Origin of the sequence: Actinophytocola sp., assembly GCF_049647105.1 — a bacterium.
In the GTDB taxonomy this organism is placed as follows: Bacteria; Actinomycetota; Actinomycetes; order Mycobacteriales; family Pseudonocardiaceae; genus Actinophytocola.
The window spans coordinates 29171-51871 of record NZ_JBARWZ010000145.1 but is presented as its reverse complement, the minus strand read 5'-3'; the positions used below and the strand labels follow the sequence as shown (position 1 = coordinate 51871).

General features: G+C 66.9%; 17 protein-coding genes and 1 tRNA gene. 8 read left to right on the top strand and 10 right to left on the bottom strand.

The annotated features are described in order from the left end of the window. Positions 1 to 101: 101 nt before the first annotated feature. Complete coding sequence (locus WBA97_RS17695) at positions 102 to 638, bottom strand: hypothetical protein (protein ID WP_424231935.1); 537 nt, start codon at positions 636 to 638, stop codon at positions 102 to 104. A gap of 91 nt (positions 639 to 729) precedes the next feature. Then, positions 730 to 3384, bottom strand: a complete 2655-nt coding sequence (gene polA / locus WBA97_RS17690; protein WP_424231949.1) for a DNA polymerase I — start codon at positions 3382 to 3384, stop codon at positions 730 to 732. A gap of 203 nt (positions 3385 to 3587) precedes the next feature. On the opposite strand from polA, the gene WBA97_RS17685 reads away from it, so the two are divergent. Beyond that, a complete protein-coding gene (locus WBA97_RS17685) occupies positions 3588 to 4013 on the top strand; it encodes a PaaI family thioesterase (protein ID WP_424231934.1) in 426 nt (141 codons plus the stop codon). Between the two features lie 45 nt (positions 4014 to 4058). Here the strand turns inward: WBA97_RS17685 and WBA97_RS17680 are convergent, their stop codons facing one another. The 5 genes from WBA97_RS17680 to WBA97_RS17660 form a co-directional block, all read right to left on the bottom strand. Further along, positions 4059 to 4772: an ABC transporter ATP-binding protein gene (locus WBA97_RS17680; RefSeq protein ID WP_424231933.1), complete on the bottom strand. Its 714-nt coding sequence runs from the start codon at positions 4770 to 4772 to the stop codon at positions 4059 to 4061. Then, positions 4769 to 5611 carry an ABC transporter ATP-binding protein gene (locus WBA97_RS17675; RefSeq protein WP_424231932.1) on the bottom strand — a complete coding sequence of 281 codons (843 nt, stop codon included), beginning with the start codon at positions 5609 to 5611 and terminating at the stop codon, positions 4769 to 4771. The genes WBA97_RS17680 and WBA97_RS17675 overlap by 4 nt, the downstream gene beginning before the upstream one ends. Next, positions 5608 to 7386: a branched-chain amino acid ABC transporter permease gene (locus WBA97_RS17670; protein WP_424231931.1), complete on the bottom strand. Its 1779-nt coding sequence runs from the start codon at positions 7384 to 7386 to the stop codon at positions 5608 to 5610. Before WBA97_RS17670 ends, WBA97_RS17675 begins: the two co-directional genes overlap by 4 nt. Continuing rightward, complete coding sequence (locus WBA97_RS17665) at positions 7383 to 8300, bottom strand: branched-chain amino acid ABC transporter permease (RefSeq protein ID WP_424231930.1); 918 nt, start codon at positions 8298 to 8300, stop codon at positions 7383 to 7385. Before WBA97_RS17665 ends, WBA97_RS17670 begins: the two co-directional genes overlap by 4 nt. An 85-nt stretch (positions 8301 to 8385) precedes the next feature. Next, complete coding sequence (locus tag WBA97_RS17660; protein WP_424231929.1) at positions 8386 to 9618, bottom strand: branched-chain amino acid ABC transporter substrate-binding protein; 1233 nt, start codon at positions 9616 to 9618, stop codon at positions 8386 to 8388. A 291-nt stretch (positions 9619 to 9909) separates the two neighbouring features. On the opposite strand from WBA97_RS17660, the gene WBA97_RS17655 reads away from it, so the two are divergent. Further along, the gene (locus WBA97_RS17655) at positions 9910 to 11835 is read left to right on the top strand and encodes a hypothetical protein (protein WP_424231928.1); all 1926 of its coding nucleotides are present in this window, start codon (positions 9910 to 9912) and stop codon (positions 11833 to 11835) included. On the opposite strand, the gene WBA97_RS17650 is transcribed toward WBA97_RS17655, so the two are convergent. Continuing rightward, positions 11828 to 12436: an ANTAR domain-containing response regulator gene (locus tag WBA97_RS17650; protein WP_424231927.1), complete on the bottom strand. Its 609-nt coding sequence runs from the start codon at positions 12434 to 12436 to the stop codon at positions 11828 to 11830. The genes WBA97_RS17655 and WBA97_RS17650 overlap by 8 nt on opposite strands. Before the next feature lie 319 nt (positions 12437 to 12755). On the opposite strand from WBA97_RS17650, the gene WBA97_RS17645 reads away from it, so the two are divergent. Both WBA97_RS17645 and WBA97_RS17640 read left to right on the top strand, forming a co-directional pair. After that, positions 12756 to 12832, top strand: a tRNA-Leu gene (locus WBA97_RS17645). 335 nt (positions 12833 to 13167) lie between these two features. Then, positions 13168 to 13566 (top strand): Scr1 family TA system antitoxin-like transcriptional regulator, encoded by a 399-nt coding sequence (locus WBA97_RS17640; RefSeq protein ID WP_424231926.1) that lies wholly within the window; start codon positions 13168 to 13170, stop codon positions 13564 to 13566. Here the strand turns inward: WBA97_RS17640 and WBA97_RS17635 are convergent. Both WBA97_RS17635 and WBA97_RS17630 read right to left on the bottom strand, forming a co-directional pair. Next, positions 13538 to 13852, bottom strand: a complete 315-nt coding sequence (locus WBA97_RS17635; protein ID WP_424231925.1) for a hypothetical protein — start codon at positions 13850 to 13852, stop codon at positions 13538 to 13540. The two genes, WBA97_RS17640 and WBA97_RS17635, sit on opposite strands and share 29 nt — an antisense overlap. Further along, entirely contained in the window at positions 13849 to 14223 is a 375-nt protein-coding gene (locus WBA97_RS17630; protein WP_424231924.1) for an ATP-binding protein, read from the bottom strand. Before WBA97_RS17630 ends, WBA97_RS17635 begins: the two co-directional genes overlap by 4 nt. A 414-nt stretch (positions 14224 to 14637) precedes the next feature. On the opposite strand from WBA97_RS17630, the gene WBA97_RS17625 reads away from it, so the two are divergent. From WBA97_RS17625 to WBA97_RS17610, 4 genes are read left to right on the top strand one after another with little or no spacing between them, the layout of a single operon-like run. Then, a complete protein-coding gene (locus WBA97_RS17625; protein ID WP_424231923.1) occupies positions 14638 to 16671 on the top strand; it encodes a hypothetical protein in 2034 nt (677 codons plus the stop codon). A gap of 11 nt (positions 16672 to 16682) precedes the next feature. After that, positions 16683 to 18278: a type I restriction-modification system subunit M gene (locus tag WBA97_RS17620; protein ID WP_424231922.1), complete on the top strand. Its 1596-nt coding sequence runs from the start codon at positions 16683 to 16685 to the stop codon at positions 18276 to 18278. Continuing rightward, entirely contained in the window at positions 18220 to 19533 is a 1314-nt protein-coding gene (locus WBA97_RS17615) for a restriction endonuclease subunit S (RefSeq protein WP_424231921.1), read from the top strand. Before WBA97_RS17620 ends, WBA97_RS17615 begins: the two co-directional genes overlap by 59 nt. Then, positions 19530 to 22700, top strand: coding sequence for a type I restriction endonuclease subunit R (locus WBA97_RS17610; RefSeq protein ID WP_424231920.1), 3171 nt, complete (start codon positions 19530 to 19532; stop codon positions 22698 to 22700). Before WBA97_RS17615 ends, WBA97_RS17610 begins: the two co-directional genes overlap by 4 nt. Position 22701 lies beyond the last annotated feature (1 nt).

Below are 22701 nucleotides of genomic sequence, written 5' to 3'. Positions count from 1 at the left end.
CGTTTCCGTAGTCGTGCCTCTTGATGGGTGAACACGGGAAAATGGGGGCGCGATGGCCGAGGAGACGTGGTTCGCGCAGCTGTACCAGGGGTCGGCGCAAGTCAGCTGTGCACGGGCCGGAACTCGCCGACCTGGTGCACGTGCGGGGGTTTGCCGTCGAGCGCGCGGTGAACCGCGTCCAGCACGCCGGCGGACACTTCGTGGTGGGTGAGCCACCGGGTGCGGCCGGCATGCCGGACGTACCCGAGGACGACCTGCTGTGTCGGATGGCCCGGCAGCACCGCGTCCGGACAGCCGCCCAATGGGTGGGCGGACGCGCTGCCGTGCACCTCGACGACGGGGGCGCCGTCAGCCAGGAGGGGCGCGACGGCACGGAGGACGGAGACCCTGACCCCGCGGTGCACCCAGGCGACCAGCAGGTCGGCGGGCCCGTCGAGGGCTTCGGCGGCGGCCGAGGCGAGGGTCGCCGGTTCGGTCCAGTCAGCTTTTACCCAACGCGCGGCCCGCCCGTTGGTGATCGGTGCGACCGGTCTTCGCCTGCTGGGGAGTACGACGTCCCAACCGTCGTCGAGCAGCGCGTCCGAAACGCCGGACAACATGCCGGTACCACCGAGGACAAGGGCTCGACGCGCGGTCATCCGACCTCCGCTGTTCGGCAACAGACCCTCACATTACCGGCGAACGTCAGGGATGCACGACCTGGGAAGTACCCACCCGGGTGACGGTAGTTCAGTGCGCCGCCGAGTTCCACGACCGGCCGAACCCGACCGAGACGTCCAACGGCACGTCCAGCTTGTAGGCCGACCCCATGCCCTTTCGCACCAGGTCCTCTGCCGTGGCGCGCTCCGGGGTGCGGACCTCGAGCACCAGCTCGTCGTGGACCTGCAGCAGCATCCTGGTCCGCAGCCCGGCGTCGCGTAGCTCTCGGTGCACGTTCAGCATCGCGACCTTGATGATGTCGGCCGCGCTGCCCTGGATCGGGGCGTTCAGCGCCATGCGTTCCGCCATCTCGCGGCGCTGGCGGTTGTCGGAGGTCAGGTCGGGCAGGTACCGGCGGCGGCCGAAGATCGTGGACGTGTAGCCGTCCTTGCGGGCCTTCGCCACGATCTCCTGCAGGTAGTCGCGGACGCCGCCGAACCTGGCGAAGTACTCCTCCATCAGGCCGCGGGCCTCTTCCGTGGAGATCCGCAGCTGCTGGGACAGGCCGTACGCCGACAAACCGTAGGCCAGGCCGTAGTTCATCGCCTTGATCTTGGCGCGCTGGGCGCCGGTGACCTCGGCCGGTTCCACCGCGAAGACGCGGGCCGCGGTGGCGGCGTGGAAGTCGAAGCCCGAGTTGAACGCCTCGATCAGCGCCTCGTCGCCGGACAGGTGGGCCATGATCCGCATCTCGATCTGGCTGTAGTCCGCGGTCATCAGCTCGTCGAAGCCATCGCCGACGATGAACGTGTCGCGGATCGTGCGGCCCTCGTCGGTGCGAATGGGCACGTTCTGCAGGTTCGGTTCCGTCGACGAAAGGCGGCCGGTCGCCGCGATCGTCTGGCTGTAGGTGGTGTGGATGCGGGCGTCGTCAGACACCGACTTGATCAGGCCCTCGACCGTGATCTTGAGCCGGGTGGCGTCGCGGTGTTCGAGCAGGTGCGCGAGGAACGGGTGCTCGGTCTGCTCGAACAGACCGGTCAGCGCGTCGGCGTCGGTGGTGTAGCCGGTCTTCGTACGCTTGGTCTTCGGCATCTCCAGCTCGTCGAACAGCACCACCTGCAGCTGCTTCGGCGACCCGAGGTTGATCTCCTTGCCGATGACCGAGAACGCCTCCTGCTCCGCGTGTTTCACCCGCGCCGCGAAGTGCGACTCCAGCGACGCCAGCTGCGCGGTGTCGACCGCGATGCCGACCGCCTCCAGCTCGGCCAGCACCCGCAGCAGCGGCAGCTCGATCTCCGCCAGCAGGCTCGACTGACCGGTGTTGTCCAGCGCCGTGGCCAGCGCGTCGGCCAGCTCGGCGATGGCACGCGCGCGCACGATCTCGCCCTCGGCGATCTTCGCGTCGTCGCCCTCGATGCCGTCCAGCAGCGACAGCTGCCGCTCCTCCTGCTGCTGCTCGACCCGCAGCTCCCGCTTCAGGTACCGCAGCACCAGGTCGTCCAGCGCGAACGACCGCTGCCCCGGCCGCACCAGGTAGGCGGCGAGCTGTGTGTCCATCGCGAGCCCACCGAGCGTCCACCCCCGGTGGCGGATCGCGTGCAGCGACGGCTTCACGTCGTAGGTCACCTTCGCGACGGCGTCGTCCGCCAGCCACGTCACCAGCGCCTGCTCGTCCTCTTCACCCAAAGAGGTGACGTCGACGTACACACCGGTGCCGTCGGACTTCGAGACGGCCACCGAGCGCAGCTCGACCGACTCGCCCGCGACACCGGTCGAGCCGAGCTGGAACGAGAGTCCCACTCGCGCGCCAGACGGGCCGTTCTTCGACAGCCACGCGCCGAGCTTGCCCGTCTCGTACGCGCCGCCGGTCACCTCGAACCCGAACTCGGCCTCCGGCTCCGCCGTGGTCAGCTCGCCGAACAGCCGGTCACGCAGTACACGGAACTCCAGCTCGTCGAACAGCCGGTGCACGGCGTCGCGGTCCCACGGCTTGGCGGCCAGCTCGTCCGGCTCCATGCCCAGCGCCACGTCCTTGACCAGCTCGGTGAGCTGGCGGTTCATCAGCACGTTCGACAGGTTCTCGCGCAGCGCGTCCCCCGCCTTGCCCTTGACCTCGTCGACCCGGTCGACCAGGTCGTTCAGCGAACCGAACTGGTTGATCCACTTCGCGACGGTCTTCTCCCCGACACCGGGGATCTTCGGCAGGTTGTCCGACGGGTCGCCACGCAGCGCCGCGAAGTCCGCGTACTGCTCGGGGCGCACCCCGGTCTTGGCCGTCACCGCCTCGGGCGTCATCCGCGCCATCTCGGACACGCCACGCGAGGGATAGAGCACGGTCACGTGGTCGTTGACCAGCTGGAACGCGTCGCGGTCACCCGTACAGATCGACACCGCGAAACCCTCGGCGGTGGCACGCGTGGTGAGGGTCGCGATCAGGTCGTCCGCCTCGTAGTTCTCCTTCGACAGGAACGGGATGACGAGCGCGCGCAGGACCTCCTCGATGAGGCTGACCTGGCCCTTGAACTCGTCCGGCGTGGACGACCGGTTGGCCTTGTACTCGGCGTACTGCTCGCTGCGGAACGTCTTGCGGGACACGTCGAAACAGACCGCGACGTGCGTCGGCTTCTCGTCACGCAGCAGGTTGATGAGCATGGAGGTGAAGCCGTACACCGCGTTGGTGTGCTGGCCCGTGCCGGTGGAGAAGTTCTCCTTCGGCAACGCGTAGAACGCCCGGTAGGCCATCGAGTGACCGTCGATGAGCAGCAACCGGCGCTCGTGGGTCTTGACAGGGTCTGTGGCGGGCGTCTCAGGCACACGGCGAGTCTAGGGTGAGGCACCGACAATTCCCGGCAGGGTCGCCGAGCAGAGCTTGCGGAGCGAGCATCGGACACTGTGCAGAGCTTGCGGAGCGAGCATCGGACACCGTCGACCAGCGAGGAGTGCGTGTGAACACCTTCCCGGAGAACCTGCCGGGCATCCGGTACGACCTGGCCGACCAGTTCCTGCCGACGAAGATGGGCATCGAGATCTCCGAGTGGGACCCCAAGCGGGTCGTCGCCACCATGCCCGTGGCAGGCAACCTCCAGCCGTACGGGCTGCTGCACGGCGGCGCGAACGCGACGCTCGCGGAGACCATCGGCTCGGTCGCGGCCGCGCTCAACGCGCCGGAGGGCCGGGTGGCGCTTGGCCTCGAGCTGTCCTGCACCCACCACCGCGCGGCCAGGCAGGGCCTCGTCACCGGAGTCGCGACCCCGGTGCACACGGGCCGGTCGACGTCCACGTTCGAGATCGTGATCACCGACGAGGACGGCAAGCGAACCTGCACCGCCCGCCTGACCTGCGTACTCCGCGACACGGCACCCGGCGCATGAGAACGGCGCCCCGGGTGACCCCGGGGCGCCGTCGGTCTCACAGAACTACTGACCCAGGTACGCGGCCCGCACCCGCTCGTCGGCGAGCAGGTCCTTGCCTGGCCCCTCGAGCGTGGTCTGGCCGAGGTCGACGACGTAACCCCGGTCCGACAGCGCCAGCGCCGCCAGCGCGTTCTGCTCGACCAGCAGAATCGTGGTGCCCTGCTGCTGCAGTTCCTTGATCGTGTCGAAGATGAGCTGCGTCATGATCGGCGACAGGCCCATCGACGGCTCGTCCAGCATCAGCAGGCGCGGCTTGGACATCATCGCCCGGCCGATCGCCAGCATCTGCTGCTCACCGCCGGAGAACAGGCCCGCCTTCTGCTGCTTGCGCTCCCCGAGCACGGGAAACAGCTCGTACACCCGGTTCATGTCGGTGCGCACGCCTGCCTCGTCCTTGCGGCTGTACGCCCCGAGCAGGAGGTTCTCCTCCACGCTCATCCGCGCGAACACCCGCCTGCCCTCCGGCGAGTGCGCGACGCCGTAGCCGAGAATGGTGTGGGCGGGCTCCCTGATGATCGACTTGCCCTCGAACCGGATGTCGCCCGCCCTCGGGCGCAGCAACCCCGAGATCGTCCGCAGCGTGGTGGTCTTGCCTGCCCCGTTCGCGCCGATGAGGCAGACGATCTGCCCCTCCTCGACGACGAACGAGACGTTGCGGACGGCCTCGATGGCGCCGTAGGCGACGCTCAGCTCGTCAACTTCCAGAAGCGCGGTCACGAGTCCTCCCTGTGCTGCTGAGCGGCGGCCTCGGCGACTTCCGCCTCGACCTCCTCGCGCGGCTTGCCGAGGTACGCCTCGATCACGCGCGGGTCGTCACGCACCGTCTCCGGTGAGCCCTCCACCAGCACCTCGCCCTGCACGAGCACGGACACCGTGTCGCACAGGGAGAAGATGAACTTCGTGTCGTGCTCGATCACCACGACCGACACCCCGATGTCCCTGATCCGGAAGATCAGCTGCCGTGCGGCCTCGGTCTCCTGCGGGTTCATGCCCGCGGTCGGCTCGTCGAGGAGCAGCACGTCCGGCTCGGTGGCCAGCGCGCGGGCGATCTCGAGCCGCCGCTGGTCACCGTAGGGCAGGTTGCGCGCCGCCTCGCTCTCGGCGCCGCGCAGCCCGACGAACTCCAGCAGCTCCCTGGCCTTCTCGCGGGCCGCCTGCTCGCCGCGCTTGAAGCCGGGCCCGTGGAACACCGACGCGATCGGGCCCTGCTTCATCCGGATGTGCCGTCCGACGAGGACGTTCTCCAGCACGGTCATGTTGGGGAACAGGCGGATGTTCTGGAACGTCCGCGCGATCCCCGCCGAGGTGACCTTCGCCGGGTCCGACGGCAACTGCTTGCCGTGCAAAAGGACCTGGCCCCGCGACGGGGTGTACAGCCCGGTCAGGCAGTTGAACAGCGTGGTCTTGCCAGCACCGTTCGGGCCGATCAGCCCGACGATGCGGCCCTCCTCCAGGGAGATGGACACGTCGTTCAGCGCCGTCAGGCCACCGAAGACCATCGTGACGCCGCTTGCCGCGAGCACCGTCTCCGTGGCGCGATGCTGTGCCGCACTCATGACCGGTCCTCCTTGGGCGTCGAGGGACCGACCTGTTCTCGTTCCTGCTCGAGCACCGCCTGTTCCTCTTCGGTCTCGATGGACTTGCCCTCCGCCGTCTCACCGGCGAGCTCGGCCCTCCGGTGCCGGTCGGGCACCAGGCCCTGCGGCCGGAACCGCATGATGAACACCAGCGCCAGCCCGAAGACCAGCAACCGGTAGTCGTCGAACTCACGCAGCTTCTCCGGCAGCACGAACAGCAGCGACGCGCCGAGCACGGCACCGGGGATGGTGCCCATGCCACCGAGGATGACCGCCGCGAGCAGCGTCACCGACTCCAGGAACCGGAAGCTCTCTGCGGACGCGGTGCCCAGGTTGTGCGCGAAGATCGCGCCCGCGAGCCCCGCCACCGTGGCGCCGACCAGGAACGCGAGGATCTTGGCCTTGCCGGTCCGGATGCCCATCGCACGGGCGGCGTCCTCGTCCTCCCGGATCGCGATCCAGGCACGGCCGATGCGGCTGTTCTTGAGGTTGGCGAACACCGCCATGATGCCGGCGACCACGAGCACGATCATGAAGTAGTACAGAACGCCTGCCGGCAGCGCCACGCCGAAGAACTCGACAGCCTTGTTGAACGGGGTGCCGAACAGCTCCACCGGTGGGATGCCGGGGATCGAGTTCGACCCGTTGGTGAGGCCACCGACGTCGTTCAGTGCGGACCGGTAGAAGATCTCACCGAACGCCAGCGTGACGATGGCAAGGTAGTCGCCTCGTACGCGCAATGTCGGCGAGCCGACGATGGCACCGAAGATGCCTGCCACGCACGCGGCGATCAGCGCCGCCACCGGGAAGGGCAGGTTCCAGCCGAGGCCGGAGGCCGCCGCGCCGGACAGGTTCGCCGCCACGAACGCGCCGATCCCGAGGAACGCCACATAGCCGAGGTCGAGCAGGCCTGCCAGGCCGACCACGATGTTCAGCCCGATCGCGGTGACCGCGTACACACCGATGGTGGCCGCGACGCGCATCCAGTACGCGTTGCCAGCCTCGGTGAACGGCAGCGCGAACGCGCACACCAGCAACACCAGGATGCTGAACGCGCGGTGCTGTTCGGACAGCCGGGACACCAGGCGAGTCAGCCCCATGCCGTGCAGCGCACCGAGCAGCCCGCCCGCGAACCCGAGGAAGGCCAGGAAGATCGGGCCCGCGTACGGGAACGCCGCGCCGCCGATGCCACCCGCGGTCAACGTCAGCGACACCAGGTACAGCACGCCGGCGAACGCGACCACGAGCACCGCGTACGCGGCCAGCCTGCCGCCGAAGCCGGTCAGCCCGAAGATCTTCGTCGACCACTCCGGGATGTCGGTGATGCCGGTGGCCGTGCCGCCGATGATCAGCAGGACACTGGCGATGATGCCGACGATGGTGCCGAACGCCGTGTTGCCGTCGGCCGCCGTGATCGCGCCGATGCCGCCGCCCTCCGACACGATGAAGATCGCGCCGATCACGGAGATCACCAGCCCGCCCCAGCCGAGCGCGCGCAGCACCCTCGCCTTGCCCGGCACGGGGGCGAACGTGACGACCAGCGCCGCGATGCCGAACAGCAGCATGTGCCAGCGGAACCCGGTCAGCTCGAACGGCGCGTCGAAGAACTGCAGCGTCGACTTGTCCGGGTACGCCCCATCGTTGAGCAGGAACGTCGCCCACGGCAGCATCGCCGCGACGAGCAGCAGGAGCCCGCCGGCCGCGGTGAACGGCCGCACCAGTGCGGCCGGGATCATTCCCGAGTCGCGGCTCATGCGCGCACCCTTTCCGCCTCGCCGAACAGACCCTGCGGCCGGAACACCAGCACGAGGATGAGGACCACGAAGATCCACACGTAGTCGTACTGAGTGCCGCCCGGCAGGTACTGGCCGCCGAGAGTCTTGATCAGGCCGATGATGAACGCGCCGATCACGGCGCCGCGCAGGCTGCCGATGCCGCCGAGCACCGCCGCTGTGAACGCGAAGATGCCGTTCTGGAAGCCGATGGAGTTGTCCACGTTGGTGATGAAGGAGCCGTAGAGGACGCCCGCGATGCCGGCGAGTGCGGCACCGAGCACGAACGTGAGCACGATGACCCGGTCCGGGTTGACCCCCATCAGGCGCGCGGTGTCCCGGTCCTGGGACGTGGCCCGCATCGCGCGGCCCATCCTGGACCGGCTGATGTAGGTCTGCAGGAGCACCGACAGCACGACCGAGACGGCGATCAGCAGCAGACCGGACGCGGAGATCTCCACGTCCCCGATCTTGATCTGGGCCTCGATGAACACCCTGGGGAACGGCTGCGCCGCGTCCGCGTCAGGGAACCACAACCGAATGGCTTCCTGCAGCGCCACCGACACACCGAGCGCGGTGATCAGTGGCGCGAGTCTTGGTGCGTTGCGTAATGGCCGGTACGCGAAGCGCTCCATGAGCACCGCGATCACCACGGCCACCACGACACCGCCGAGCAGCATCGCGGGCAACGAGATGTACCAGTCGCCGCGCACGCTCTCTGGCAGCACCCACCGGTACACGGCGAGACCACCGAACGCGCCGACCATGAACACCTCGCCGTGCGCGAAGTTGATCAGCTGGATGATGCCGTACACCATCGTGTAGCCCAGCGCGATCAGACCGATCGTCGCGCCCAGCACCAGCCCGTTGGCTATCTGCTGTAAAAGGGTCGTCACATCTGCCTCCACAGGCGGCGGGGGTGGGCTCGGCCCACCCCCGCCGTCGCGTCACTCATGGTCGGAAGGTCTTCGAGGGTCCTCGTCAGCCCTCGAACTTCCCGGTCTCGACGGACTTCCACTTGCCGCCGGTGACCTCGTAGATGGTCAGAACCGTGTTGGTGCTGTCGCCGTTCTCGTCGAACGCCAGCTCGCCGGTCGCACCTTCACTGCTGTGGTCCTGCGCGGCCTTGACCACGTCCGGACGCATGGTGTCGGCCCACTCACCGTCGCCGATCGTCTTCGCGACCGAGGCGATGATCACGTTGGCGGCGTCGTAGGAGAACGCACCGTAAGCGGAGAAGCCCTCCTTGAAGCCGGCCTTGTCGTAGGCCTCGACGAACGCCTTGGCGCTCTCGAGCTCCTCGGTCGGCGCGCCGACCGAGGTGGCCAGGTCACCATCCTTGCCGCCGAGCGCCATGAACTGGTCGTCGTAGATGCCGTCGCCGCCCATGACCGGAATGCTCAGGCCCGCACCTGCGAACTGCTTCGACAGCGGGCCCGCCTGCGGGTACTGGCCGCCGTAGTAGATCGCGTCCGGCGCGAACGGCTTGACCGCCGCGATGACGCTGGAGAAGTCCGTGTCCTTCTCACCGATCTTCTGGCGAGTGACGATCTCGGCGTTGTTCTTCTCCGCCTGCCCGGCGAACGAACTCGCGAGGCCCTCACCGTAGGTCAGACCGTCGGTGATGATCGCGATCTTCTTCTTGCCGGACTTCTTGATCAGGTAGTTCGCCGCGAACGGGCCCTGCAGCGAGTCGACCGTGCACGTGCGGAAGTACGTGGGGTACGGCCGCTTCGGGTTGTTCGGGTCCTCGCCCTTGGTCAGCGAGTCCGCGGTGTTCGCAGGCGAGATCTGCAGGATGCCTGCCTGGTCCAGGATGGGCTGGACGCTCTGCGACACCGAGGAGTTCAGCGTGGACACCACGCCGATGACGTTCGGGGTGGACGACAGCTTCGTCGCGGCTTGCGCGCCGAGCTGCGGCGTCTTCTGGTCGTCCTCCGCCTGGAGCGCCAGCTTGTAGCCCTTGACGGTGCACTTCTCGTTGGCCTGGTCGACCGCGAGCTGCGCCGAGTTCTCGATGCCCTTGCCCAGCGCTGAAAGCTCACCGCTCAGGGGGGCGATCACGCCGAGGGTAAGCACGCCCTTGCTGACGTCGCAGGACTGGTCGCTCCCACCGCCAGCAGAGTCGCCTTCCTCCTTGTTCGTGCCGCAAGCCGACAGCAGCAGCAAGCCCGCTGCCACGACAGCCGCGGCTTTCACCGTGTGGTTTCGCACGTGACGTGTCCCTTCTACGCATTTCCGTTCGGCGTGTTGCCGCATAGCATGCCGAACCCTGCCCTCGTCCATGTCAGAGGGCTGGCCGGAACCTAGTAACCGAGCGCAGTCCTAGTCACGCCACATGGCCGCTCGTGACCAGACTGCAACGAAACCAACCGTCCGTGTCCGCTCACCGGACGAACCAGGATCATCCGGTCAACGTGCCGTAACACGATCTCAACTTCGCAACGGACTACCTGGCGACCACCTGCCCGCTTCTAATCTGCTCTTGTGCCAACCAGGAGGCGGGTGCTCGTCTGGCTCGGCGCCATCGCGCTCATCGCCGGAGCCGTGGTCACTCTGCGCAGTACGGGCGACCCCCTCGGTAGCGACACGGACAGTGATGGCCCGCGCGAGCCGGTGAAGGTGGAGCGGTTCGCGGCGGACAACGTGGTGCTACCCGCGCAGGGCCGGCCACCCGCCCCTCCCGCGCGGGTGGTCGCCGAGCCGGAGCGGGACGCGCTGCGGGTGTCGTGGGCGGACGCGCTGCCAGGCGGCAACGTGCCCGACGGTGCCGAGGGGTACGAGGTCCGCTGGCGGCCGGAGAACGGCAACGGCACCGACCGCGACTTCGGCACCCGGCTCGTCGCCACCCCCGACGTGCGGCTCGAGGGGCTCACGAACGACCGCCGGCACGTCGTGGAGGTGCGCACGGTCGACGCGTTCGGGCAGCGGTCCGAGCCCGCGCGGACCACCGGGACCCCCAGCGAGACCGACGAGTCACGGAAGTCGCCGCTGACCGGCCTGTACGACGAGTTCACCGACCCGGCGGAGTTCGGCGACCGGTGGCACCTGTCCGGGTACCGCGGCTGCGTCGACGTGGTCGCCGAGCGGGGCCGGGGACTGCCGATCCAGCTGGGCTGCGGCGCGGACCTGGCGATGCTGCGGGCGAAGCAGCCAATGAAGCTCACCGCGCCGACCCCGTCCGGTGAGCTGGGCCGGGTGGCGGTGTGGACGGACACCGCGGGCACCGGCGGGGAGCTGACGATCACACTCGCTCCGGGGCCGGTGGACCGTGTCGGCGCGGACCGGCAGCGGGCGAACCGGTTCCCGCCGAGGGACAACGCGCTGCCGGGCGGCACGATCCGGGTCGGCGTCGACGACGGCGGTGTGCACGTGAGCGCCGCCCCCGACGTGCCCGCCGTGGCGTCGCCGGAGCTGGAGGTGTTCCCGGCGCCGCTGCGCGGGCCGAACGTGACGCACCTGTTCGAAGTGGTGCTCACGACGACCGGGCTGCGGGTGTACCAGGACGGGCTGCTGGTGTCGGTGACCGGTGTGGTGCCGTCGTGGCAGTCGTCGTCGGTGCTGCTGGGGTTCCGGGGACCGGAGCGGCGGCGGTCGCGGGTGCACCTGGCGGCCGCCGGGTTCACCGGACCGGCCACCGCGGTACCGGCCGCGGTGGAGGTGCCGGTGAACGCGGGCACGCAGCGGGTGCTGAACCTGACCGAGCAGTCGCCGCAGCTTGGCATCGCGCGGACCCCGCTGGAGCAGGCGAGTTCCGCGCGGCTGGTGGCGACGCTGCTGCTCGCCGAGGGCACGGACCCGCACGGGGTCGTCATGCAGTTCGGTGCGCTGCGGGTGCCCGCGCGGCCGGTCGTGGCGGTGCCGCCCGCCGAGGACGGCGCGGCACTCACCGTGGCCGCCGACGTGCCGCCCGCGCTGCTCGGCGCGGCGGGCGCGACCTCGATCACGCCGTTCGTACTGCGCGCACCCGGCGCGACGCAGCAGGTACGGCTGGTGGAGACATACCTGCAGATCACGCCGGTGGCGGGGTGGACGCCGCCGGAGCAGCCAATCGAACCCGGCAGGCCGCAGGGCGCGGACGTGCTGCCGTCTGTCGACGCGGTGCTGTGCAACTCGGCGGGCGAGCCGCTCACGTCGGCGGTGCTGCCGCCGACGGGTCAGGTCGTGCTGAAGGTGAACCTGGACGCGTCGACCAGCCAGTGGGAGACCGGCACGATCGGTGGCGTGCAGGGCTTTCAGGTGTGGCTGGACGGCGACCTGATCGCCGGCGTGCCGACCCGCGCCGACGGCCCCGGGCTGGGTGGCCGGCACGTGATGTCGATCGCCGTCGGTGGTCTGGCGCGCGACGCACACGTGCTGGAGGTCCGCGAGTACGCCATGGCAGGCGACGATCGACCGGTGTCGGCGGTGCTGAACTTCACCGTCAGGTGATGTTCTCCACCACCGCCTCGGCGACGGCTTTCATGGTCGCGCGGCGATCCATGGCCGTCCGCTGGATCCAGCGGAAGGCTTCCGGTTCGGAGAGGCCCTGCTTGGTCATGAGGAGGCCCTTGGCGCGCTCGATGAGCTTGCGCGTCTCCATCCGGTCCGTGAGTGTCGCGACCTCGGTCTCGAGGGCCTGGAGCTCGGAGAACCGGCTGACGGCCAGTTCGATGGCGGGCACCAGGTCGTGCTTGGCGAAGGGCTTCACCAGGTACGCCATCGCCCCCGCCTCACGAGCCCGCTCGACGAGGTCCCGCTGCGAGAACGCGGTGAGGATCACGACAGGCGCGATCCGCTCCCCCGCGATCTGCGCCGCGGCCTCGATGCCGTCCATCCGTGGCATCTTGACGTCGAGGATCACAAGGTCGGGCCGCAGCTCCTTGGCCAACGCGACGGCCTGTTCGCCGTCCGAGGCCTCCCCAGCGACGTGGTAGCCCTCTTCCTTGAGCATTTCCACAAGGTCGAGCCGAATGAGCGCCTCATCCTCCGCGACGAGCACGCTACGTTGCACGGCCGGGACGGACTGGGCCTCGGCAGCCTGATCGGTCACCGGGGTCCTCCTGAATCGATCGGTCTGGGCCTTCAGCGTACCGGCGGACTGCCTCCCAGGCCTGCATACGGGCCGTGATCAGCACAACGTTAACGCCGTGGCAACAAGACCCCCGCCAATTGCATGACAAGCACCACACCTGCGAGAACCACGCCCGTCTTTGGTGACCCTACGTGCACGCCCGCTGTCGAGACGGTGTTCGTCCCCCGCCGCACCCCTCTGATCACCGAGATCATCCACGCCGCGTCCCGTCCCCCCGGCAGGTGAGAACCCTGAGGACCGCGAGAAGGCCGATCCCGTAGAGTCTCCCCACGCGTAAGCCCCCGTAGCCCAACCGGCAGAGGCAACGGATTCAAAACCCGTCCAGTGTGCGTTCGAATCGCACCGGGGGCACCACGTCTGACCAGGCAAAGAAGGCCCCAGACCAGCGCTGACACTGTCAGGGGCCTTCCGCATGTGTCCGGTTGTACCTGTGTGTTTCCGGTCGTCGTCGACCGTTCGTCCCGAATACGTCCCGAAATTCGGGGAGCGGCTACCGGTTGACGGGACCGTGCCCCAGAGCGGCCTCTACGAGCTCCAAATGAAAGCCTTCCATTCTGCACGTCGCCCAACTGGGCGACTAACACGGACGCGGACAACCACACGCGGCAGACTGGTGCCCCGCGATCAGGAGGTACGCAGACATTGAGCGGCACGGTTAGCCCAGTTCAAAGCAGGCGCCTGGCCGCACCTTGCGCCGCTGGCGCGAACGGGCCGGCTACTCCGTGGAACGCGCCGCCGAGGAACTGCTGTGCGGCGCGGCCATCGTCTCCCGCATGGAGACCGGCGGCAGCGCTCAACCGCTGCGCGTCAAAGCGGCACTGGAGCTATACGGCGCACCGCCCAACGTTGTGACCGACATGGTCGAAGCCGCCCGTCAGCGCCGACGGCAAGGCGTCCTGCGGCGGCCGTACTACGACTTCGTGTCCCAAACCTTCGGGGAGTACCTGGACCTCGAGACCGAGGCCACCGCCTTGGCCTGCTTCCAGATCGACATCGTGCACGGCCTGCTCCAGACCGAGGACTACCCGAAGGCACTAACCAGCAGCGCTTCGGGCGATGTCATCGACCCGGACGACATGGACAAGTAAGCGGCCCGTGGTCCCGCGTGGTCCCGGTCGCCAACGAGGTGAACACGCCGAGGTCCGGCTTGCGCTTGGCCAACTCGGCAAGCGTGGCCCGTGCCCGGTCATCCTCGACACCCGTCAGCGCTGACTTCAGCTGCTGGCCGCGTTCTTTGGCCGCGCGACCAGGTTCCTCGGCCTCCTTCAGGGTGATACCAAGCCTTCGGGTCGCGTCGGTGATCTGCTCCAGGCCGAGAATCCGGGCAAGGGCGTCGTACAGCTGGCTGGGGCCCGCCTGGAGGAGCCCACTCATTCCTCGTAGGACAGGATCGGCCGGTAAAGCTCGATCGCCAAGTCCCAGCCCAGACCGGCCAATCCGCGTTCCCGCCGCTCGCCGGTCCGCTGAAGCCAGGTCGACCGCTGCGCCAGCGAAGCCTCCTCGGCCCAGTCCACGCCGACGGTCGTCGCACCGACCTTGTCGACAGCGAGTCCGATCCTGATCGAGTAGGGCGTGGACTGGTGCAGGTTGCGCCAGCCATTCGTCCAGAGAACGGGCTTGTTCCGCCAGCGGTACCTGTCGCCGGTGAGCGCCAGCTCCAGCCCTTCGGCGAAGCTGGACTTTCCCGATCCGTTGCGCCCGGTCACGATGGTGAGTCCCGGTCCGGGGTGCAGCGGCAACGTCACTCGACGCCGACGCCGCGGAAACCGGCGACCGTGATGCCGCTCAGATACGCCTCGATCGACTCCGGAGCGTGCTCCGGACCTTCACTCGCCGGCCTGACGGCCCCACCCGACGGGGTCACAAGAGCCGAGCGCAGTGGCTCCTCACCGAGAAGTGCGGCAAGGATCAGCTCCTTGGCCTCCCCCGGAGAGAGCGGGAATCCGCGTCGGCCTGGTCGAGCACCAGGTCGGCCAGGGGTTTGTCGTTCATGATTGGTCTCCTCTCGCGTCAAGGTCGTCGCGGCGACAGTAGGCCGACATGGGTGATAACTCGGACTTCCTGTTGATAAGGGCGGTTATCAGCCATGCACGTTACAAGTTCCGCGTCACCTTTTAGGGTGACCGTCGTTCGGAGTCGACGACACGCAGGAGCGAACAGTGGAGACAACCGCGGTACCCGCGCCAGACCCGCTCCTGATGTCCCTGCCCGAGATCGCGGAGCTGGCCGGCGTGCGACGCCCGGTGGTGACGACCTGGCGACGTCGTCACCCGGACTTCCCCGCACCGGTGACCATGTCCGAAGCACGCCCGCTGTTCAACGGTCATGACGTGTGCTCGTGGTTGGTCGAGACCGGTCGCGCGGGGCGCGCGGAGATCGAGCCCGACCTGCGGGTCTACGCCCTTGCCGCGGTGGCACAGCAGGCCGGCACCCATCGTCTGCTCGACACCGCGAGCGCGCTGCTCTGCCTGCAGCACCTTGACGGCGAGCCGTTGCGGGATGCCACGCCTGCCGAGCTGATCACGCGGGCAGACGCCGTCGACATCGAAGATCACCTCCTTTGCTCGGAAATCGCGGCGGACCCTGCCGGTGCTGTCGCGCTCGCGCATGCGGTGGACGACCTCATCGAGGCCGCGTGGGGGGCCCGGCCGGCCTTCGAGCGCCTGCTCACCGTCACAGACCGCATCGCCGGTCCACCGGTTGTCCGGTTGCGGCCCGAACTTCTACGCCTGATGGCGGAACTGTCCGGCGCATCGCGACACTCCGAAAGGGCCGGCTCGGTGCGCATCGCGGCCCCCTGGGCAGGCCGCGGTGACCTGCTCCTCGCGACCGCATCGCTCCTAAGCGAAGCGCACACGCCCATGTTCGTCGCCGCCGAGCAGGACGAACCCACCGCCCGACTGCTCCGGCGGCGTCTGCGCGTGCACGGCTTCCCGGCCGAGGACGCCATCGTGCAGGCCACGCTCGACGACGTCCCCGCCCCGGATGTTATCGTCGCGGCACTGCCCTATCTGCCCGGTGAGACCCGGTCGGTCAGCGACACCCTCAACACGGTCGACGACCTGTCCCTCTGGCTGGCTTCGGGACGGACCGCCATCGTGCTGGGCCCGGCGCAGGCGTTGGCAGCGCGCCTTGCGCCTTACTCCGCCGAAGAACGGCTACGCGCGAAACTCCTGACCAGCGGCATGGTCGAGGCGATCCTGCGGCTTCCCGGCGGGATGGTGCCGGCGAGGCCCGGCTACGACACGGCTGTGTGGGTGCTGACGGCGAACCCCAACCCCCGCACGCAAGGTCGGGTCCTGCTCGGCGACGTGTCGGATCGGAAGCTGTCCGACGAGGTGGTGCGGGAGTGCGTCACCGACGTGGTCACCTGGCACCGGGACGAGTACCAGCCGACCGCGCACTCCCGGCGGCACTTCGTCCAGGTCGCGGTGCGCGACCTCGTCGAACACCCGCGTTCACTCAGCCCGAAGCCACTGCCAAGCCTTCGTGAGCGCACCGTCGTGACGCCCCGGACAATCGCACGGCTCACCGAACTCGAAGCTGCCCTCGCCCGGCCGAGACAGACACCCCCGCCGCTCGCGAGCGGCCTGGTCATCGGCGAGCAGACCTACAGCCAGCGGGAAACGATCGGCGCCCTGGCGCGCCATGGCCTGCTGCGGCTGGGGCAGGGCAGCCGGATCGCGGTCGAGCACCTCTCGCCGGACGGGCACCACCGTGTCCTCGGCGCATCAGACCTGCGTGCACCCGGCAAGTCCCCGCTGATCGACCGTGCCGTTCTTACGACCGAGTATCCGCGTACGACGTTGACCGAACCGGGGGACGTCCTGGTGACCCTGTCGCCCGAACCGGCTGTCCACCTAGACGAGCGTGGGTTCTCGGTGATCCAGTTCCCCGTCCGCCGCCTGCGTGCCACCCCGGACGGGCAGTCCCGGTTTCCACCCCATGTGCTCACTGCGCTCCTGGAGACGGCCATCCAGGCACGCACCGCCGGCGCCGTACGTCCGCCGCGCAAGCTCGTCGACTGGGAGCTCCCCGTGCTGACCGAGCCGACTGCCCAGCAGCTGGACGCACTGCTGAAACGGATCGCTACCCGACGCCGGGAAGCACGATCCGAACTGGAACTACTCGACGAGACGTGGCGGATCGTCACCACCGGCATCACGAACGCTACGTTGACCTTCCCACGATGAACAGGAGAGCAATGCCACCCCGGAAGAAGAAGCCCGAACAACCGCAGACGATGCGAGAGCTGCACGACATCCTGTGGAAGTCGGCCGACAAACTTCGTGGCTCGATGGACGCCGCGCAGTACAAGGACTTCGTCCTCGGGCTGGTGTTCCTCAAGTACGTGTCGGACGCGTTTACCGAACGCCGCGAGCAGATCCGGGCCGAACTCGTCGAACAGGGCATTCCGGAATCGCGCGTCGACGGTTTCCTCGGCGACCAGGACGAGTACACCGGACACGGCGTGTTCTGGGTGCCTGAGTCCGCGCGGTGGGACAACCTCGTGCGCGACGTCGGCGACAATCCCGGCGAGAAGATCGACGACGCCATGGACGAGATCATGAAGTCCAACGAGCCACTGACCGGTGTCCTGCCGAAGATCTTCAACCGCGACAACGTCGACCAGATCCGCCTCGGCGAACTGCTCGCCCTGATCAGCGACGCCCGCTTCACCGGCCACGGCGACCGGCCCGCCCGTGACGTACTGGGTGAGGTCTACGAGTACTTCCTGGAGAAGTTCGCGCGCGCGGAGGGCAAGCGCGGAGGCGAGTTCTACACGCCGAGCTCGGTGGTGAGGCTGCTCGTCGAGGTTCTGGAGCCGTACTCCGGTCGCGTCTATGACCCGTGTTGCGGTTCCGGCGGCATGTTCGTTCAGGCCGAGAAGTTCGTCGTCGCACACCGGGGCCGGCGCGAGGACCTGTCCGTGTACGGCCAGGAAGCCAACGAACGCACCTGGCGGCTGGCGAAGATGAACCTCGCTATTCACGGCATCGGCGGCAACCTCGGTCCCCGCTGGGCCGACACGTTCCGCGAGGACAAGCACCCGGACATCAAGGCTGACTTCATTCTCGCGAATCCGCCGTTCAACATGTCCGACTGGGCTCGTCGCACTGACGACGCCCGCTGGCGTTACGGAGTGCCGCCAGCCGGGAACGCGAACTTCGCCTGGCTGCAACACATTGTTTCCAAGCTGCGCGAGACCGGCAACGGAGGTGTGGTGCTAGCCAACGGCTCCATGTCTTCGCAGCAATCCGGCGAAGGTGAGATCCGAGCGGCTATGGTTGAGGCCGATCTCGTGTCGTGTTTGATCGCGTTGCCCCCGCAGCTGTTCCGCACGACCCAGATCCCTGCGTGTCTGTGGTTCTTCAGCGCGAACAAGGGACCACAGGGCGCAAAGCGGCTCGTAGAGCGGCGCGGCGAGACCCTGTTCATCAATGCTCGCGACATGGGTGTATTGGTCAACCGCACCGAACGCGAGTTCACCGCGGAGGAGCTGGCCAAGATCGCAGGCACCTATCACGCCTGGCGGGGCACTAAATCCGCTCGTGCCGCCGGTTTGAAGTATGAAGATATCCCCGGCTTCTGCCATTCAGCAACGATCGAAGAAATTCGGACTCACAACCACGTGTTGTCCCCGGGACGATACGTTGGCGTAGCCGAGATTGACAACAGTGGTGCGGAACCAACCGTCGCGAAAATAGAGCGCCTAACGAAGGAGCTCTACGCCAATTTCGATGAAGCAGCCCGCCTGGACGCTGTCGTTCGCGAGCAACTGGAGCGTATTAATGGCTAGGCTGGAAACGATGACCGGTGGACGCTCCGCAACAACAGGAGTCATTAGAGGGCGTTACGCTCTGAGCGTCGGTAACCCAGGGATCAAACCTCCAATTGGGTTCTCATGGGTGAGATTGACAGATCTTGCACGCCTTGAGAGTGGTCACACCCCAAGTCGTCGAATTGCCGATTATTGGGGCGGAGACATACCTTGGATCGGGATTCGCGACGCGACAGCTAACCATGGAAAAATAATATTTTCGACAAATCAACACATTACCGAATCTGGACTAGCAAACTCCTCCGCTAGATTGCTGCCCGAGTCAACCGTTTGCCTTTCCAGGACCGCATCCGTTGGCTACGTAGTAACGATGGGAGTTCCCATGGCTACTAGTCAAGATTTTATCAATTGGGTGTGCGAACCGGGACTTTCATCAAAGTATCTGCATTATATATTTATGTGCGAACAAGAAAGCGTTCGACAGTTCGCGCACGGAACAACACATCAGACCGTTTACTACCCTGAAGCGAAGGCGTTTCACGTCTGCATTCCGTCAAAGGCCGAGCAGGATAGAGTTGTTCAAACACTGAGTGCGCTTGACGACAAAATTTCTACAAATGAACGCATTGTTGCCATTTGCGATGAACTTCGAAGAGTCTCCCTAGAAGATGAAATGCTGCGGAGTGCGCCGATAAAGGTCCCGCTTTCTTCTATCGCGCGGTTTGTCAATGGTCGCGCCTTTACAAAAGGGGCGACTGGCACAGGCAGAATGGTTGTTCGTATCGCCGAATTGAATTCTGGCCCCAGCGCATCCACGATATGGAATGAACTCAATGTCGACGATGTGCATCTTGCCCAGGCTGGCGATGTACTATTTGCGTGGTCGGGATCACTAACAGTGGCTCGCTGGTTCAGACCTGAAGCGATAATCAATCAGCATATTTTCAAGGTTATCCCAAATAGCAATCTCCCCACCTGGCTGATATATGAACTAGTAAACCAGAAGCTCGATGTTTTTAGGGGTATCGCTGCCGACAAGGCGACAACAATGGGGCATATTCAGAGACGCCACCTTGACGAACTGATATCGGCACCTGATTTCAGCACTATCGGAAATCTCGATCGGAAACTGGGTCCGCTTTGGCAGCGTGCTCTTGCAGCAGAAACCGAGAACCTGACGCTCGCGGAAATGCGTGACGCGCTGCTGCCCAGGCTCCTGTCCGGCGAACTGCGCGTCACGGACGCAGAGAGACTTGTGGAGGACGCCGTATGAGTGGCGACTACTCTGAGGCTGAATGGGAAGAGCTTGCCCTCGAAGCATTTGGCGAGCTTGGCTGGCAATTGGTTGAAGGCAAGAAGATCGCGCCGGGATCGGGAGAACGGGAATCCTGGCCGGAGCTCGTGCTGCGGAGCCGGCTCACGCAGGCGGTCGCGCACCTGAACCCGGAGCTGTCCGCGTCCGCTGTCGACGAGGCGGTCGCGATTCTCGTCACCGCTGCCTCGCGGGACGCGAAGGCGGAGAACCGGCAGGTGCACGAGTACCTGGCCAAGGGGATCCGCAAGGTTGTCTACACCGACTCGTTCGGTGCAGAGCAGAATCCCACCATCCGGATCATCGGTGCCGATCCCGCCGACAACGACTGGCTGGTGGCCAACCAGGTCACGGTCGTTGACGGCGAGCACAAGCGGCGCTTCGACGTGGTCCTCTACGTCAACGGACTGCCCATAGCGTTGTTGGAGCTAAAGAAGGCCAGCGACGCCCACGCGGACCTGTCCGGCGCGCACGCGCAGATCATGACCTACGTGGACGAGCTGCCGCTGGCGTTCCGCTACAACATGGCCTGCGTGGTGTCCGACGGGATCACCGCGCGCTACGGCACCGCATTCAGCCCGTTCGAACAGTACCTACCGTGGAACGTCGACGACGAGGGCCAGCCGGTCAAACAGCCGCCGACCAACGACTCCGAGTTGGCGCTGAACCTGCTCCTGTACGGCCTGTTCAACCAGTGGCGCATGCTCGACCTGCTCAACAACTACGTCGCGTTCGCCGAGGACGAGCACGGTGTGGTAAAGCGGATCGCGCGGCCACACCAGTACTTCGCCGTCGACCAGGCTGTCAGTAAAACAGTCGAGGCTGTCCGGGGGCATGGTCTGGCCGGGGTTGTCTGGCACACGCAGGGGTCGGGTAAGTCCATCGAGATGGAGCTCTACGCCAACCAGGTGCTCAAGCACCCAGCACTAGGCAACCCCACCATCGTGGTCATCACCGACCGATCCGACCTGGATGACCAGCTGTTCAAGACGTTCGACACCAGTGGGCTGCTGCCGAGCAGACCCGTCCAGATGAACTCGCGTGAGCAACTGCGCGCGGAGCTCGCCAACCGCGCCATCGGCGGCGTCCTGTTCACGACGTTGCAGAAGTTCGGCCGTTCCAAGGAAGAGAAGGAGTCCGGCCGCAGTCATCCGCTGCTGTCGGACCGGCACAACATCATTGTCATCGTCGACGAGGCGCACCGCAGCCACTACGACGACCTCGACGGCTACGCCCGGCACCTGCGCGACGCGCTGCCCAACGCCACGATGATCGCGTTCACCGGCACCCCGATCTCCGGGGTGAAGGACACCCGCAGGGTCTTCGGCGACTACATCGACATCTACGATCTCACCCGCGCGGTCGTTGACGGCGCGACCGTGCCGGTGTTCTACCAGAGCCGGCTCATCCAGGTCGACCTGCCGAAGGACGTCGATCCGGAGATCATCGACGAACGGGCCGACGAAGCAACCGCCGGTCTCGACGACGCGGAGAAGACCCGCATCCAGCAGGCCGTGGCCGCGATGAACGAGCTCTACGGCGCCCCCGCACGGCTCGAGAAGCTCGCCGCGGACATCGTCGCGCACTGGGACGAACGCTCCACCCAGATGCGCAAGTTCATCGGCGGCAACGGCAAGGGCATGATCGTCTGCGCGACGCGGGAGATCTGCGCCCGCCTGTACGACGAGATCATCAAGATCGGCCACGACCGGCTGACCGAAGACACCATCAAGGTCGTCTACACCGGTGACGCCACCGAGAAGAACGCGGTGATCAAGAAGCACATCCGCAGGCCGTCGGCGAACAAGGCCATCCAGGAGCGGATGCGGAACATCGCCGATCCGCTGGAACTGGTGATCGTGCAGTCCATGTGGCTGACTGGGTTCGACGCGCCACCCCTGCACACCCTCTACGTGGACAAACCCATGCGTGGCGCGGCACTGATGCAGGCGCTCGCCAGAGTCAACCGCACCTTCCGGGACAAGAAGGACGGGCTGCTCGTCGGCTACGCGCCACTCACTGAGAACCTCTACGCCGCGCTCGCCGAATACAGCGCCACCGACCAGGAGACCAAACCACTCGGCCGGGACCTGGACGACGCCATGGCCCAGGTGCGCGAGCTGTACAACACCATCTCCACCGTCATTCTCGCCCGGTACGACTGGCGCGCGGGGTTGGCCTCCGGGCATCCGAAGGCGTTCATCAACACCGTGCTGGGGGCCGTGGACTACCTGCGCAGTCCCGACAACCCCGACAACCACGTCGAGGGCGAGGAACTGTCGGCGGCGGAACGGTTCCGGCAGGCGTCGGCCAAGCTGGCGCGGTTCTACGCGCTCTGCTCGTCCACCGGCGAGATGAATCCGTACCGCGACGGCATCGCCTTCTTCGAGGCGGTGCGGGTGTGGATGGCGAAGTTCGACGCCGAGGACCGCGCCGCCAGCGGTAGGCCGATCCCCGCCGATGTCGCGCTGTACCTGCGCCAGCTCACGGCGGGCGCGATCGAGGCCGGTGGGGTAACCGACCTGTACGAAGCCGCGGGGATGCCCCGGCCGAACCTGGCGCATCTCGACGACGCGTTCATCGCGCGGATGCAGGCGGCACGCAACCCACACCTGGCTATCGAGGCCCTGCGGCGGCTGACCGAGCAGGAAATGCGCAAGGTCACCAAGCACAACATCGTCCGGCAGCAGAGTTTCTCCGACCGGCTCATCGAGCTGATGCGGAAGTACACCAACCAGAACCTCACCGCTGCACAGGTGATCGCCGAAATGGTCGCGATGGCCAAGGAGGTCTCCGCCGACGGCCGGCGCGGTGAGCAGTTCAGTCCGAACCTGACGCCCGACGAGCTCGCCTTCTACGACGCGGTCGCGCAGAACGAGTCCGCCGTCCACGAGATGGGTGTCGGCGTGCTGGCCGACATCGCGCGTGACCTCGTCCGGTCCCTTCGGCGGGACATCACCACCGACTGGGTTTCCCGCGACGACGTGCGCGCGAAACTCCGCACCACGATTAAACGCCTGCTTGCCAAGCACGGCTACCCGCCGGACGCCGAGCTTGCGGCGATAAAGCTCGTGCTGACCCAGATGGAGACCTTCGCCGAAGAGTGGTCGCCGGGCAAGGAAGACTGAC

What these genes read in the sequence shown, in the direction of transcription:
- WBA97_RS17615 (WP_424231921.1), top strand. Translation starts at nt 18,220, where the DNA reads ATGAAGCAGCCCGCCTGGACGCTGTCGTTCGCGAGCAACTGGAGCGTA.
- WBA97_RS17675 (WP_424231932.1), bottom strand. Translation starts at nt 5,611, where the DNA reads ATGAGTGCGGCACAGCATCGCGCCACGGAGACGGTGCTCGCGGCAAGC.
- polA (WP_424231949.1), bottom strand. Translation starts at nt 3,384, where the DNA reads ATGGCCTACCGGGCGTTCTACGCGTTGCCGAAGGAGAACTTCTCCACC.
- WBA97_RS17695 (WP_424231935.1), bottom strand. Translation starts at nt 638, where the DNA reads ATGACCGCGCGTCGAGCCCTTGTCCTCGGTGGTACCGGCATGTTGTCC.
- WBA97_RS17610 (WP_424231920.1), top strand. Translation starts at nt 19,530, where the DNA reads ATGAGTGGCGACTACTCTGAGGCTGAATGGGAAGAGCTTGCCCTCGAA.
- WBA97_RS17635 (WP_424231925.1), bottom strand. Translation starts at nt 13,852, where the DNA reads ATGAGTGGGCTCCTCCAGGCGGGCCCCAGCCAGCTGTACGACGCCCTT.
- WBA97_RS17670 (WP_424231931.1), bottom strand. Translation starts at nt 7,386, where the DNA reads ATGAGCCGCGACTCGGGAATGATCCCGGCCGCACTGGTGCGGCCGTTC.
- WBA97_RS17620 (WP_424231922.1), top strand. Translation starts at nt 16,683, where the DNA reads ATGCCACCCCGGAAGAAGAAGCCCGAACAACCGCAGACGATGCGAGAG.